Here is a 13,339-nt window from a genome sequence, read left to right on the forward strand (position 1 = left end):
CCCGGGCCGCTGCTCGTCGCTCGTCGCCGGTCAGCCGACCTCGTCGCCGGACGGCAGCGCGCCGCACCAGTCGACCGAGGACGCCTGCACGCTCGCCTCGAGGGCACCGGAGGAGGCGTCGACGACGCTCACCAGGTCCCCCGACGCGGACCGCGTGGTGACCGCGAGGAACTGACTGTTCGGGGACGGGCAGACCGCGGTGACGCTCGCGTCCTCCGGCACCGTCACGGGCAGCCGGGAGGCACGACTGCCGTCCACGCGCACGATCCGCTGGGCGAGGGTGCCGTCGGCCCGCACCTCGCCCACCACGCGCACGTACGTGTCGTCCGTGAGCGGGGCGATCCGACCGAGGTACGGCGCATCGGTGCTGCCCTGCGGTGCCGGCAGGTCCTGGCGCTGCCCGTCGGTCAGGTCGAGCCGCACGATCCCCGTGCCGGTCTCGACGACCGCCGTGGTGCCGCTGCCGACGTAGCCGTGCAGGTACGTCGCGCTGCCGAGCCGGACCGGGTCGTTCCGCCCGCTCATGTCGACGAGCACCAGGTCGTCGGAGCCGGTCCGCACCAGGGCGCTCTCGGTGCGGGGCACGTACGCCCACTGCCCGACGGTCATCGGTTCGGCACCGGCGGTCGGCTTCCCGTCGGCCGCGATCGCCGTCGGCAGGTGCGTGCCGGTCATGTCGACCACGTACAGCCCGACGTCCCGCGACTGGCCGGTCGACGTGTCGGCGTACTCGAACCCGAAGGACGCCCCGTCGTCGGCGACGTGCAGCGCGGTCACCCGGCCCGCCGCGGTCGGGAGCGTCAGCCGCTCGACGGGGGTGCTGTCGTCCTGCACGCCTCCGGCCAGGGGCACGATCTCGACCGACGAGCGACCGTCGGCACCGCGGACGACCACGAGCGAGCGGCCGAGGCGCGCGTACTCGGTGATGCCCGCGGCCTCGAAGACCGTGGTGGCGCCGCCGGCGTCGAGGGAGCGCCGGACGATCCGGTCCTTCCCGCCGGACGGAGCGGGCACGAGGGCGAGCACGTCGGTGCTGCCCGTCGTGATCGTCGTGCGGAGCTCGGACGCGGCGGGCTGCCCCGGGGCGCGGACGTCACGCACGGCGATCTCGTACGTGCGGTCGTAGGCGAGCGGCCCGGCGAACTCGACCGCGATGGTGTTGCCGCTCGAGGTGACGGTGTGCGGGGCGGACGGGGTCACGGTGACGGCGTCGGCCGGCACCTGCTGCAGGGCCTGGTTCGCGGTGAGGATGACGCGCTGCGCCGGCCGGGACACGAGACCGGTGGCGTCGTAGGTGACGTCACGGAGCCGGGGGCCCTGCTGCGAGCCGACGACCGCGGCGACGGCGCCGACGAGCACGAACACCGTGATCGACGCCACCAGTCGGCGACGGAACCGGTCGCGCGGGCGGCGGCGGAGCGGTGCGGTGTCGTCGGTGTCGGTGCTCGTGCGCATCAGTACTCGTAGGGGTCCGTCGGCTGGTCGATGTCGCGGACGTCGGCGGCACGGATGACGATCCGTGCGTCGGCGGACTGGTCCGGGTTCGCCGCGAGCTTGCCCGTGACGCGCACCCACTGGTCGGCGTCGGGCACGGGGCCGTCGACGACCACACCGAGGCCGACCGGTTGGGCGTCGACGGCGCAGCAGCTGATCACGAAGCGCGTCAGCGTGAAGGACCCGTCCGCGCCCGGGACGACGAAGCCGGAGAGCTCGACCGGCTTGCCGACCAGCGCGCTCGTGTCCGTGGTCTGACGGATGAGCGCCGCCCAGTCCTTCACGCCGTACTCCGAGGTGTCGACGCCCTCGCTGCCCAGCAGGGCGACGTCCTGCGTGCCGGTGGCGTTCGACAGGGTCGGGGTGTCGACGCTCCGCTGCTGGGCGGTGCGGGCGGACAGGGTGGTCGGCGGGAGCACGAGCATGGCGACCGTGACCCCGACGGTGGCAGCGGCCGCGATGCCGCCGAGGACACCGCGGGTGACCCGGGCGGCTCCGGGGGCGCGGCGACGGACCGCCCGGGCGGCGTCGGAGCCGTGCTCGTAGGCGGTCCCGTCGTCGGGTGTGCGCGCGTGGCCGCCACCGTGCGCGTGGTCGCCACCGTCGGCGTGGGCGGCGTGCGTGTGGTCGTGCTCGTCGGCGTGGGCGACGTGCGCGTGGTCCTGCTCGTCGTCGTGGGCGTGCCCGTGCCCGCGCGCCACGGCGACGAGCCCCGCCACCGAGGCCGGTACGGCGACCGCGGCGAGGATGATCGTGAACAGGTCGTACCGCGGGTTGATGTACAGGTCGAGGTGTCCGACCAGGGCGAGCCACAGCGTGCACAGCGCCACCGCGAGCACCGACCCGAGCCCGAGGTACGCGGGAGCCTTCTCAGACGAGGACATTCATCACCAACCCGACCGCCGCGGTGAACAGGACGCAGACGACGGCGAGCAGCACCAGGAAGCGCGCGCGGAACGTCGTCCGGAGCAGGGCGATCATCTTGACGTCGATGATCGGCCCGATGAGCAGGAACGCCGTGATCGACCCCGGCAGGAACGTCGAGGCGAACGACAGCGCGAAGAACGCGTCGACGTTCGAGCAGAGCGAGATCGTCATCGCCAGGAGCATCATCGCGGCGACCGACAGCACCGGGTTCGCGCCCACCGCGACGAGCGTCGACCGGGGCACCGCGACCTGGATCGCGGCCGCGAGCCCGGCACCGACGAAGAGCGCGGGCATCATCGTCGCGGTCTCGCCGCCGAACTGCGACGCGCTCTCGCGCCAGCGGTTGCGGGAGCGCGGCGCCCCGACGGCGGCACGGCACCGGGCCTCGAACGCGGGCAGGAGCAGCTCGGCCGGGCGACGGTGCGCGGCGACGATCCACCCGACCAGGTTCGCCAGCACGAACCCCCCGACGATGCGGACGACGAGGATCCACCCGGACCACCCGAACGCCTGCGCGGTGCTGATGATCACGAGCGGGTTGAGGATCGGCGCGGCGACCAGGAACGTGACGGCCTCGGCCGGGGTGAACCCGCGCATCATGAGCCCCCGGGCGAGCGGCACGTTCCCGCACTCGCACACCGGGAAGAGCATCCCGATGAGCGAGATGACCGCCCGTCGGGGCAGCGGCCGCTCGGGCAGGATCCGCTCGAGCACGCCCGCCGGCACCCAGACCTCGACGACGATCGAGAGCACGATGCCGAGCACGACGAACGGCAGCGACTCGACGACGACGCTGATGGCGAGTGTCAGGAAGTCCTGCACGACGTCGGGCAGCCCGGCCGTGCCCACGCTCGGCGACACCACGCGCACGCCGAGCAGCACCACGACGGCGCCGAGCACCAGGCCGGGGCCGGTGAGCGTGCGGGTGGGGGCGGGGCGAGTGGGAGCGCTCGTCACCGGGACAGGATAGGCGAGGAGCGCGCCGGCTCCGTCCGAGCCGCGCGGGGACGGGTGTCAGTCGGAGGGCAGGCCGGCCAGGTGTCGGTCGAGCAGGTCGACCGCCCACTCGGCGGACTCCCCCGGGGCGAGGCGTGTGACGTGCACCGCGAGACCGTCGACGAGCGCGTGGAGTCGGCACGCCTCGTCGGCCCGCTGGTCCTCCGGCACCCCGACGACTGCGACGATCCGGTCGCACCACGTGCGCATCTCGGCGACCACCCGGTCGAGGGCCGGTCGGAGCGCAGCGTCGGTGAGCGCGGCGTTGCCGAGCGCCAGGTACACGTCGAGCTCGACCACCCGCTCGTCGTCCAGCGGCAGCAGCTCGAGCAGGATCCGGCGTGCGGTCTCGCGGTCGGGCAGCCCCTCGGGGACCGCGTCGATCCGTTCACGGGTCCGGTCGAACACGAGCGTGATGGTGTGCTCGCGCATCGCCGCCTGCGTCGGGAACACGTAGCGCACGGTGCTCGGCGGCAGCCCGGCCTCGGCGGCGACGCCGCGGACGCTCAGGGCGCCCAGTCCGTCACGGGCGAGGACGCGGCATGCGGCGTCGGACACGTCGAGACGGCGCTGTTCGAGGTCCTCGCGGGTGGTCACCAGCACATCGTCGCACGCTCGTACGACTCGTGCTAGCGTCGGTCCGGCAGGAGTCGCACAGTCGTGCGACTCGCGACGAGGAAGGGAGACCGCCATGGCATGGGTCGTGCTCGTCCTGGCCGGTGTGCTCGAAGCGGTGTGGGCCACCGCGCTGAGCGCGTCGAACGGGTTCAGGAAGGTGGTGCCGACGGTCGTGTTCGTGGCCGGCATGGTGCTCAGCATGTTGGGCCTCGCGTTCGCCATGAAGGCGATCCCGGTCGGCACGGCCTACGCCGTGTGGGTCGGCATCGGGGCGTCGCTGACGGTCGTGGTCGCGATCCTCCGCCGCCAGGAGGCCGCTTCCGTCGCCCGTGTCGCCCTCGTCCTCGGCCTGGTCGCCTGCGTGGTCGGCCTCAAGGTGGTGAGCTGACGTGGCGTGGCTCGTCCTGTTCGTCAGCGCGGCGCTCGAGACCGTCTGGGCCACGGCCCTCGGCGCCAGCGACGGCTTCACCGTCCCCGGCCCGACCGCCCTCTTCGCGGTCACGATCGTCGTGAGCCTGGTCGCGTTCGGGTACGTGCTGCAGCACATCCCGATCAGCACCGCCTACGCGGTGTGGACGGGCACCGGCGCGGCCCTCACCGTCCTGTGGGGCATGGCGACCGGCGCCGAGCCCGTCACGTTCCTGCGCCTGCTCTTCATCGCCGGCATCGTCGGGTGCGTCGTCGGCCTCAAGCTGGTGCCGGCCCGCCCGGTGGCGCCGGCCCCGGAGCCCGGGGCCAGCACCGCTCCGCAGCAGTCGCCCCGCGCGTAAGAGACCGTTCCGCGCGGAGGAGGCTTTTCCGCGCGCAGGAGGCCCTTCCGCGCACAGCGGGTCGGAAGTTCCGACCTCCTCCGCGCGGAACGGCATCCCAGGTCGGGTGCGATGGGTCGGAACGCCCGTGGCGACGGACGGGAGGCGCGGTGCCAGCCGGCACCGCGCCTCCCGGCCGTCAGGGGGTCACGCGATCAGACGGACGCACCCGTCCACTCATCCTCGGCCGCGACGTGGTCGCTGCCCGCGGTCCCCGCGGCGAGCGCCGCGGCCACGCGGTCGGCGTGCGAGGGCGGGTCGGACGGCACGTGCGCCGGACGGTCCGCCTCGTTGATCCTCCGGAGCTCGGGGACGATGTCCTCGGCCAGGATGTCGATCTGCTCGAGCACCGTCTTGAGCGGCAGCCCGGCGTGGTCGATGAGGAACATCTGGCGCTGGTAGTGCCCGACGTGGTCCTTCATCGTGGCGTAGCGGTCGATGACCTGCTGCGGCGAGCCGACGGTGAGCGGGGTCTGGGCGGTGAAGTCCTCCATCGATGGGCCGTGGCCGTAGACCGGGGCGTTGTCGAAGTAGGGGCGGAACTCGTCCCAGGCGTCCTGCGAGTTCTTCCGGGCGAAGAACTGCCCGCCGAGGCCGACGATCGCCTGGTCGGCCGTGCCGTGCCCGTAGTGCTCGAAGCGCTGGCGGTACAGACCGACCATCTGCTCGGTGTGCTGGATCGGCCAGAAGATGTTGTTGTGCAGGAACCCGTCGCCGTAGTACGCGGCCTGCTCGGCGATCTCGGGCGTGCGGATCGAGCCGTGCCACACGAAGGGGGCGACGCCGTCGAGGGGACGCGGGGTCGAGGTGAAGCCCTGCAGCGGGGTGCGGAACTTCCCCTGCCAGTTCACGACGTCGTTCTCCCACAGCTGGCGGATGAGCGCGTAGTTCTCGATCGCCAGGTTCACGCCCTGGCGGATGTCCTGCCCGAACCACGGGTAGACCGGACCGGTGTTGCCGCGGCCCATCATGAGGTCCATGCGGCCGTCGCTGATCACCTGGAGCATCGCGTACTCCTCGGCGATGCGGACCGGGTCGTTCGTGGTGACGAGGGTCGTGCTCGTGGACAGGGTGATGCGCTCCGTCCGACCGGCCAGGTAGCCGAGCATCGTCGTCGGACTCGAGGCGACGAACGGCGGGTTGTGGTGCTCGCCGGTGGCGAAGACGTCGAGGCCGGCCTGGTCCGCGTGCTCGGCGATCGCCAGGATGTCCCGGACGCGCTGGGTGTCGTCCGGCGTGGTGCCGGTCGTGGGGTCCGTCGTGACGTCGCTGACGGTGAAGATCCCGAACTGCATGGTGCCCGCCTCCTGGTGCTGGCTGCTGGTGCTGCTGGTTCGATGCGTTTGCATCGACTTGCCGGGTACAACGTACCGCAGCTCCGGGCATTCCCGCCAGCGCCAGCGGCGGCGCCTCGGGGTCGTCGAGGCGTCCGCTCGTTCGGGGGGGGCAGTCCGCCTGGACTGCAGCTCAGCGGCGGGGCGGCAGGGCGCGTTCGTCCGTCTGCGCGGCGTGGTGGAGCCCGTCCGCGAGCCACACGACCGTGACGACCGCCAGCACGCTCACGCTCGACGCCATGCGGCCCGCGACCAGGACCGCATCGTGCAGGTCGGCGACCCCGGCCAGGCCCGCGACCACGGCGACCACCCCGACGAGCAGACCGACGCCCGTCGCGACCAGGAGCAACGCGGTCACCAGGTGACGGGGGCCCCGACGCCCGTCCCGGTCACCGCGCTCCCCGCGGTCGACCCGCGGTCCGACGGCACGGACGAGCCCGAGCCAGAACAGGGCGATCGCGCAGGCCCCGACGATGTCGCTCACCCGGTGCCAGCCGTACACGACCGTCTGGTTCGCCACGAACACGGCGTAGGCAGCCCCCACGATCGTCACCACCGGTCGCCAGCGCCGGGGCGTCACGAGGAGCACGGCGAACAGTGCCGCGAGCGCGATCGTCGCGTGTCCGGAAGGGTACGAGTTGGGCGTCTCCGACTGGGCGATCTCCGGGCGCTCGGCGATACGCTTCACGAGAGTCGAGGTGGCTGCCGACGCGAGCACCACGACGCCCGCTCCGAGTCCGACCGCGAGCCGGCGCCGGGCGAACGCGACGGCGGCGATCACGACCACCAGCAACAGGATGACCGGCACCGAGATGACGTTCAGTGCAGTGTCCGACCCGAACAGGTCGGACTCCCGGACCCCGCCGAGCGCGGCGTCCTCGACCCGCTGCCCGACCGGCGTCAGCACGGCGACGGCGTAGACGAGAGGCACGATCACGAACCCCAGAGCCGCCAGCAGCCCCCACCGCAAGCGCCGCGAGACCAACGGTCCGCGCGACTCGGGCGCGGTGCGTTCGGGCGTGCGGGTCACCGGCGTGGTCCTCCTCGGTGTGGCGATCATCGGTCTCCTCGTCCGGCTGGTGCCGCGCGTGCGATTCGGACGGTCGGGGTCCGACACGATACCGTTGGTCCGCCGGTCCGCGCCTGTGAACCAGGGGTCAGCCACCTCAGGATCCGACGGCCGCACCACCCGTGCACCGCGGGCAGGTGCTCCGGCTCCCGCCGCCGGTCCGTCCGGTGCGACCACCCTGTACCAGGAGGAGACCGAAGTGGCCATCAAGGAACCCAGCATCACGGCGTCGCCGAACCGGGGCCTCGCCCTGACGGTGGGATCGCTCCTGGCGCTCTGGGGCTTCCTCGGCTTCTTCTTCGCCGCCGACGGCGACCCGGGCTTCTTCAGCCGCGAGGGCGGGATGCTCTGGAATGCCTTCGGCGTCAACCCGGCGATGTGCCTGCTCTGGATCCTGCTCGCCGTCGTGCTGCTCATCACGAGCCTCGGCACCACCATCGGTGCGCGGAACGGCAACCGTCTGGTCGGCGTCGTGCTCGTCGTCATGGCGGTGTACGGCTTCGCGCTCGGTGGCACCTCGGCGAACGTCTTCGCGCTGACCTTCGCGGACAACCTGTTCCACGCGATCATCGGCGTCGTCCTGCTCCTCACCGCCTTCGGTGCGGACCGCGAGAACGTCCGTGCGATCCGGGCGGCCCAGCGCGCCTGACGCGCCCGTCGTACGTCCTCGACGCCCCGTCCACCGGCTGGTGGGCGGGGCGTCGTCGTCGTCGGGGCTCGGCCCGGGCTCGCCGAGCGGGCAGGACCCACCACGGGTACTCCACCGAGCGGGCTCGGTCCACCACGGGTGCTCCACCGAGCGGGCAGGACACGCCAGGGTCGTCCGCCGAGCGGGCAGGACTCGTCGACGACTCTCGCCGACAGTGACGGATCCGGCCCGATCGGCGGGTGACGACCGTGACGGATCTGGCCCGATCGGCGGGCGTCCGACACCGGGGGGGGCGGAGGGGCCGGTGCGTCAGTCGCCGTCGGGGTCGGGCGCTGCCTCGAGCTCGGTCGCCACGACCCGCGGCGCCTCCGACATGAAGCGTCGGACGTCGAGGTCCACGATGATGTCCTGCGGCCGCAGCGGACGGGTCAGGTAGAGCCCCTCGAGCGACGTCAGCCGCGACAGCGCCACGTACGTCTGCCCGGCGCTGAAGACCCGGTTGCCGAGGTCGACGACTGCGCGGTCGTACGTCGAGCCCTGGGACTTGTGGATCGTCACGGCCCAGGCCAGGCGCAGGGGGAACTGCTGGAACTCCCCCACGGTGTCCTTCTTCAGTTCCTTCTTGTCCGGGTCGTAGGAGTACTTGAACTTCTCCCACACGGACGGCTGGACCTCGAAGGACTCCCCGTCGACGTCGACCCACACGGTGTCCCGGATGGTGGTCACGACGCCGAGCGTGCCGTTCACCCAGCGCTGGTCGGGGTCGTTGCGGAGGAACATGACGTGCGCGCCGGGCTTCAGCTCGAGCGCCTCGTCCGCCGGGAAGTTCCGCCCGCCGAAGTCGCCGTTGACGTCGGCCCTGGCGGTCTTCACCGTGCCCGGCAGCCGGTCGAGGGCCGCCTTGTTGATCCGCGCGACCGTGTCGTTCCGGGTCGCCAGGGTGATGGCGTCGTCGGGCGCCGGCCGGGCTCCGGCCGTGTTGAGCTGTCCGGCGATGTCGGCCGTGACCCGACCGTGCCGCACCGCGGTGAGCATCGCCGCGAAGGCGTCGTCACGCTGCCGGTGCACGGTCGCGAGCTCGACGATGTGCAGCTCGGCCTCGAGCCAGACCTTCGCGTCGAAGAACCACATCGACCGGTAGTGGTCCGTGAAGTACGCCCGCTCGTCGCCGTCGCCCGGGACCGGCGGCAGCTGGTACGGGTCGCCGAACATGACGACCTGCACGCCGCCGAACGCCTCGAACTGCCGTCCGCGGGCCTTGCGGAGCGACCGGTCCATCGCGTCGAGCAGGTCGGCGTTCACCATCGAGACCTCGTCGATGACGAGGGTGTCGATCGTGTTGAGGAGCTTCCGGGTCTCCGGCCCCTGACGGAGCTCGGCGTCGGCGATGAGCCCGATCGGCAGCCGGAACAGCGAGTGGATCGTCTGCCCGCCGACGTTGAGCGCGGCGACGCCGGTCGGAGCACAGATGACGACCTGCTTCTCGGTGTTCCACGACAGGTGGTTGAGGAGCGTCGACTTGCCCGTGCCCGCGCGTCCGGTGATGAAGACGTGGTCGCGGGTGTGCTCGATGTACTCGAACACCGCCCGCTGTTCGGCGCTGAGCTCGACGCTCACCGCTCGGCCGTCCCGGACGCCGGTGCCGGGTCCGGTGCCGCGCTCGCCGACCCGGTGGCGGGCGCACGGTCGGGCGCGGGTCGGTCGCCGCGCAGTCGGAGCACCGTGACGACGGCGACCGTCACGAGCAGCGCGATCCCCGCGACGACGAGCACGACTCCGGCCCGGGCCTGGTCGTCGATCGGGGTCGGGCCCCACTCGCGGCCCATCGCGCCGAACCACGACGCCTGGAGCAGGCCGAGCGGCCCCTGCATCGCGATGCCGAGCGAGACGGTGCCTGCCGCCACGACGACCGCGCCCGCGATCCGCACGAGCGCCGCGCCGGTGCTCGCCGCCCGGGCACCAACGGCCACCGGGGTGAGGAGCGTGGGCACGGCGAACAGCCCGACGAGCAGCAGCCCGACGTCGACCAGGGTGCGGCCGGACGGGTCGCTCACCGACCAGCGCAGGACCTGGGTGGCGTAGAGCCCCCACCAGACCGCGGCGAGGAGCACGAAGGACGGGAACGGCTGCGCCAGGTACCGCACCACGCCGTTGTCGACGAGCAGGCCCGTCCACTCGCGGACGCCCGTCGAGCCGTCGTCGCGCGGGTGCACGGCGGACCGGATGAGCTGCACGGGCGCGGCCGCCCAGAGGAGTGCGGGGACGACCAGGCCGAGCAGCACGTGCGCGCCGACGTTGGCGGACACCAGGAAGCGGTCGTAGGTGTGCAGCGATCCCGACGTCGCCAGGACCAGCGTGACGACCGCGATCGCGGCGGCGACGGAGCGGCGCACCGGCCAGGAGACACCACGACGCCGCAGTCGGACCACGCCGGCGGTGTACGCGGCAGCGGCGAGCACGGCGGCCAGCAGCCAGAACAGGTCGATGTTCCAGGCGGTGAGCCAACCCCACGACCCCGGCGCCGCGGGGAGCGGGTCGTCGGTCAGCAGCTCGGCCGGGGTCGGGTTCGTCGTCTTGCTGAGGGCGACCTCGCCGGCCGGCGTCGCGGTCCGTCCGAGCGCTGCGGCGAACCCGCTCGCGATGCCCATCACGGCGAGTTCGACGAGCACGAGGGTCCAGAACGCACCGCGGCGCTCCGGGGCGTCGGTGAGCGACCGGATCGCACGACGACGTTGCACCGCGCCGAGCACGCCGATGCCGACGAGCGCGGCGGTCTTCACGAGCACGAGCACGCCGTACGGGCTGGCCAGGTTCGCCGGGGCGCCGATGCGGATGATCGCCGACGCCGTGCCGGACACGGCGACGAGCACGAAGCAGCCGAGCGCGATGCTCGAGTACCGCGCGACGACGAGCGGCAACCGATCACCGGGCAGCACGTTCCGCAGGAGCACGACGAGCAGCAGGCCACCGACCCACAGGGCTGCGCCGACCAGGTGCAGCCCGAGCGCGGTCACCGCCGAGTCGTGGCTCGCGGTGCCCGCGGCGTGCCCCTGCTGCGCGAGCGGCACGAGCCCGACCATCGCGACGCCGGCGGTGAGCGCGACCATGCCCCGCCCGCGGACGGCGAAGCAGAGCACCGTCACGGCGGCGGCGATGAGCACGGAGACCAGCCACGCGGTGCCGAGGTCGGTGCCGGTGAGGAAGACCCCCATCGACTGGCCGAACTGCTCGTCGAGGCTGAGGGCCGACCCGGCGACGGACAGGAACGTGAAGAAGGTCGTGGCGGCGGCGGCGACGGTCCAGACCCCGGCGGCACCGGCGGCGACGTCGATCGCGCGGTTCCACTCGGGGCGGGCGCGGGAGAGTCCGACGACGGTGAGCGCGAGCCCGCCGATGGTCGCTGCCGCGGACAGGTCGACGACGAGCCGAGCGATCGGCAGCCCGAAGCGCACGACCGCGCCCGGGTCGGCGATGAGTGCGCGATCCGCCCCGCCGCCGATCACGAGGGCGACGAGGAGGGAGACGAACCCGACGAGCAGCAGCACGGCGGGGCCGGCGATGCGTGCGATCCGGTCCACCCGACAAGCCTAGGCGGTGCCCGACCGACCACGGCACGCCGGGTGGGTCGACCTGTGGGCGGTGCGCCGCGCCTCCAGGCCGTGCAGGACAGGCCGGGGCACCGCGGACACGGGAGCCGCCCGGGAACGACGGAAGGGACGGCCGGAGCCGTCCCTTCCCGGTGGTGCTGAGCGGTCCTACTTGACGGCAGCCTTGAGCTTCGAGCCGGCGCTGACCTTGACCGAGTCGCTCGCGGCGATCTCGATGGCGTCACCCGTCTGCGGGTTGCGGCCGGTGCGCGCGGCGCGGTGGGTCTTCTCGAAGGCGATCCAGCCCGGGATCGTGACCTTGGTGCCGTCGGCGACCGACGACGAGACGACGCTGAACAGCGCGTCGACGACGCCGTTGACGGTGGCCTGGCTCTGGCCGGACTCCTGCGCGACGGCAGCGACGAGCTCGGTGCGGTTCAGTGACTTGTCAGCCATGGATGTCCTCCTCGGACTTCTTGCAGTGTCGGTGGGACGTCCGGGACGCCCGCCCGCCCGGAGCGGGGTGCCCTGGACGTGGTGGCCCCGCGGACGAGCACGCCCGGCGGAACCGTCAGCGAACCTACCAGCCGAGCGGGGTCCGGACGACCGACTCGCCCGGATTTCCGGGGTTGGGGAGGGTCTGGAGGGGTCCGAGTGACGGATGTGGCGACCGTGTACCCCGCTCGGGCCGGGAACGACGAACGCCCCGTCCCTCTGCAGGGACGGGGCGTTCGGTGGTGCTGGTGCTTACCAGGAGCTCTTCGTGATGCCCGGCAGCTCGCCACGGTGGGCCATGTCGCGGAAGCGGACACGGCTGATGCCGTACTCACCGAGGTGGCCACGGGGGCGACCGTCGATGGCGTCGCGGTTGCGGTAGCGGACCGGCGACGCGTCGCGCGGGAGCTTCTGCAGGCCGACGCGGGCGGCCTCACGCGACTCGTCGGTGCCGTTCGGGTCCACGAGGGCCTTCTTCAGCTCGAGACGACGCTCGGCGTAGCGCGCGATGACCTCGGCGCGCTGGTTGTTCTTCGCGATCTTGCTCTTCTTCGCCATGCTTAGCGCTCCTCACGGAAGTCGACGTGCTTGCGGATCACCGGGTCGTACTTCTTGAGCACGAGGCGGTCCGGGTTGTTGCGACGGTTCTTCTTGGTCACGTAGGTGAACCCGGTCCCCGCGGTGGAGCGGAGCTTGATGATCGGACGGACGTCCTGACCCTTCTTGGCCATCAGATCTTCTCCCCACGGGCGAGGAGATCCTTGACGACGGACTCGATGCCGCGTGCGTCGATCACCTTGATGCCCTTAGCGCTGAGCGTGAGCGTGACGTTACGACGAAGCGAGGGCACGTAGTACGTCTTCTTCTGCACGTTCGGGTCGAAGCGACGCTTCGTCCGGCGGTGCGAGTGCGAGATGTTGTGTCCGAAGCCGGGGGTGGCTCCGGTCACCTGGCACACTGCTGCCATGGTTTCCTCCTGAGGTACCGAGCGACCGGACGGCCGCTCCCAAGGTCACTTGCCTGGCACGCACGCGCTCGTCACCGTGAGGTGACCGCAGCGAGGGGGTTGTGCGCGCCGCCCAGGCCCGCTGACCCTGTCGAAGGACCCGCAGACACCGCGCGACCGCGGCGTACGCGACGGTCGGAGGGCTTGGAACAACTGGGTCTGCCACGCGGACGCGGCGGACCAGGGGTCAACGTTACGGGACGGCCGCGCGTGTCGCAAGCCGGGCCTCCCGTCCGGGTCGCACCGGTACCGGCCTGGAGGCGCGGCTCGGCCCCGTCACGCCGGTTCCGGTCCGGCCTGTCTCGGCACTTCCGGTCGCAGGACGTGCCGTCGGGCGGCTCGGCAGACGGCATGT

The 13,339-nt window shown here is 72.4% G+C and carries 15 protein-coding genes; 3 read left to right on the top strand and 12 right to left on the bottom strand.

The features are described 5' to 3' along the window. Positions 1-30: 30 nt before the first annotated feature. The 4 genes from ACH0A8_RS07735 to ACH0A8_RS07750 are packed head-to-tail and all read right to left on the bottom strand — an operon-like array spanning position 31 to position 4,014. Positions 31-1,455, bottom strand: coding sequence for a hypothetical protein (locus ACH0A8_RS07735; RefSeq protein WP_066651827.1), 1,425 nt, complete (start codon positions 1,453-1,455; stop codon positions 31-33). Further along, positions 1,455-2,378 (bottom strand): TIGR03943 family putative permease subunit, encoded by a 924-nt coding sequence (locus ACH0A8_RS07740; RefSeq protein ID WP_406906940.1) that lies wholly within the window; start codon positions 2,376-2,378, stop codon positions 1,455-1,457. The genes ACH0A8_RS07735 and ACH0A8_RS07740 overlap by 1 nt, the downstream gene beginning before the upstream one ends. Continuing rightward, entirely contained in the window at positions 2,365-3,378 is a 1,014-nt protein-coding gene (locus ACH0A8_RS07745; RefSeq protein WP_066651825.1) for a permease, read from the bottom strand. The genes ACH0A8_RS07740 and ACH0A8_RS07745 overlap by 14 nt, the downstream gene beginning before the upstream one ends. A 57-nt stretch (positions 3,379-3,435) precedes the next feature. Continuing rightward, positions 3,436-4,014, bottom strand: a complete 579-nt coding sequence (locus tag ACH0A8_RS07750; protein WP_406906941.1) for a TetR/AcrR family transcriptional regulator — start codon at positions 4,012-4,014, stop codon at positions 3,436-3,438. Between the two features lie 94 nt (positions 4,015-4,108). On the opposite strand from ACH0A8_RS07750, the gene ACH0A8_RS07755 reads away from it, so the two are divergent. Together ACH0A8_RS07755 and ACH0A8_RS07760 are read left to right on the top strand one after the other, a co-directional pair. Further along, entirely contained in the window at positions 4,109-4,423 is a 315-nt protein-coding gene (locus ACH0A8_RS07755; protein WP_406906942.1) for a DMT family transporter, read from the top strand. 1 nt (position 4,424) lies between these two features. Then, the gene (locus tag ACH0A8_RS07760; protein WP_066651819.1) at positions 4,425-4,805 is read left to right on the top strand and encodes a multidrug efflux SMR transporter; all 381 of its coding nucleotides are present in this window, start codon (positions 4,425-4,427) and stop codon (positions 4,803-4,805) included. A 194-nt stretch (positions 4,806-4,999) separates the two neighbouring features. Here the strand turns inward: ACH0A8_RS07760 and ACH0A8_RS07765 are convergent, their stop codons facing one another. Together ACH0A8_RS07765 and ACH0A8_RS07770 are read right to left on the bottom strand one after the other, a co-directional pair. Next, the gene (locus tag ACH0A8_RS07765) at positions 5,000-6,139 is read right to left on the bottom strand and encodes a CE1758 family FMN-dependent luciferase-like monooxygenase (protein WP_406906943.1); all 1,140 of its coding nucleotides are present in this window, start codon (positions 6,137-6,139) and stop codon (positions 5,000-5,002) included. A gap of 172 nt (positions 6,140-6,311) precedes the next feature. Further along, the gene (locus ACH0A8_RS07770; RefSeq protein WP_251154179.1) at positions 6,312-7,208 is read right to left on the bottom strand and encodes a phosphatase PAP2 family protein; all 897 of its coding nucleotides are present in this window, start codon (positions 7,206-7,208) and stop codon (positions 6,312-6,314) included. A 238-nt stretch (positions 7,209-7,446) separates the two neighbouring features. On the opposite strand from ACH0A8_RS07770, the gene ACH0A8_RS07775 reads away from it, so the two are divergent. Next, positions 7,447-7,896: a DUF4383 domain-containing protein gene (locus tag ACH0A8_RS07775; protein WP_158407721.1), complete on the top strand. Its 450-nt coding sequence runs from the start codon at positions 7,447-7,449 to the stop codon at positions 7,894-7,896. A 309-nt stretch (positions 7,897-8,205) separates the two neighbouring features. On the opposite strand, the gene ACH0A8_RS07780 is transcribed toward ACH0A8_RS07775, so the two are convergent. The 6 genes from ACH0A8_RS07780 to rpmB form a co-directional block, all read right to left on the bottom strand. After that, positions 8,206-9,513, bottom strand: coding sequence for an ATP-dependent RecD-like DNA helicase (locus ACH0A8_RS07780; RefSeq protein ID WP_209684228.1), 1,308 nt, complete (start codon positions 9,511-9,513; stop codon positions 8,206-8,208). Then, on the bottom strand, positions 9,510-11,474 hold the full coding sequence (locus tag ACH0A8_RS07785) for a cytochrome c oxidase assembly protein (RefSeq protein WP_406906944.1): 1,965 nt from the start codon (positions 11,472-11,474) through the stop codon (positions 9,510-9,512). Before ACH0A8_RS07785 ends, ACH0A8_RS07780 begins: the two co-directional genes overlap by 4 nt. Before the next feature lie 177 nt (positions 11,475-11,651). Continuing rightward, positions 11,652-11,939 carry an HU family DNA-binding protein gene (locus tag ACH0A8_RS07790; protein WP_058727660.1) on the bottom strand — a complete coding sequence of 96 codons (288 nt, stop codon included), beginning with the start codon at positions 11,937-11,939 and terminating at the stop codon, positions 11,652-11,654. 291 nt (positions 11,940-12,230) lie between these two features. Continuing rightward, positions 12,231-12,536 (bottom strand): 30S ribosomal protein S14, encoded by a 306-nt coding sequence (gene rpsN / locus ACH0A8_RS07795; RefSeq protein ID WP_022903745.1) that lies wholly within the window; start codon positions 12,534-12,536, stop codon positions 12,231-12,233. Between the two features lie 2 nt (positions 12,537-12,538). Further along, entirely contained in the window at positions 12,539-12,709 is a 171-nt protein-coding gene (gene rpmG / locus ACH0A8_RS07800; protein ID WP_022908193.1) for a 50S ribosomal protein L33, read from the bottom strand. Next, positions 12,709-12,945 carry a 50S ribosomal protein L28 gene (rpmB, locus tag ACH0A8_RS07805; protein WP_022903747.1) on the bottom strand — a complete coding sequence of 79 codons (237 nt, stop codon included), beginning with the start codon at positions 12,943-12,945 and terminating at the stop codon, positions 12,709-12,711. The genes rpmG and rpmB overlap by 1 nt, the downstream gene beginning before the upstream one ends. Positions 12,946-13,339: the final 394 nt, after the last annotated feature.

Source organism: Curtobacterium sp. 179-B 9B NHS (assembly GCF_045370965.1).
GTDB lineage: Bacteria > Actinomycetota > Actinomycetes > Actinomycetales > Microbacteriaceae > Curtobacterium.

Coding starts and splice junctions, on each gene's coding strand:
- ACH0A8_RS07740 (WP_406906940.1), bottom strand. CDS start 2,378: ATGTCCTCGTCTGAGAAGGCTCCCGCGTACCTCGGGCTCGGGTCGGTG.
- ACH0A8_RS07765 (WP_406906943.1), bottom strand. CDS start 6,139: ATGCAGTTCGGGATCTTCACCGTCAGCGACGTCACGACGGACCCCACG.
- ACH0A8_RS07735 (WP_066651827.1), bottom strand. CDS start 1,455: ATGCGCACGAGCACCGACACCGACGACACCGCACCGCTCCGCCGCCGC.
- rpmG (WP_022908193.1), bottom strand. CDS start 12,709: ATGGCCAAGAAGGGTCAGGACGTCCGTCCGATCATCAAGCTCCGCTCC.
- rpmB (WP_022903747.1), bottom strand. CDS start 12,945: ATGGCAGCAGTGTGCCAGGTGACCGGAGCCACCCCCGGCTTCGGACAC.
- ACH0A8_RS07790 (WP_058727660.1), bottom strand. CDS start 11,939: ATGGCTGACAAGTCACTGAACCGCACCGAGCTCGTCGCTGCCGTCGCG.
- rpsN (WP_022903745.1), bottom strand. CDS start 12,536: ATGGCGAAGAAGAGCAAGATCGCGAAGAACAACCAGCGCGCCGAGGTC.
- ACH0A8_RS07755 (WP_406906942.1), top strand. CDS start 4,109: ATGGCATGGGTCGTGCTCGTCCTGGCCGGTGTGCTCGAAGCGGTGTGG.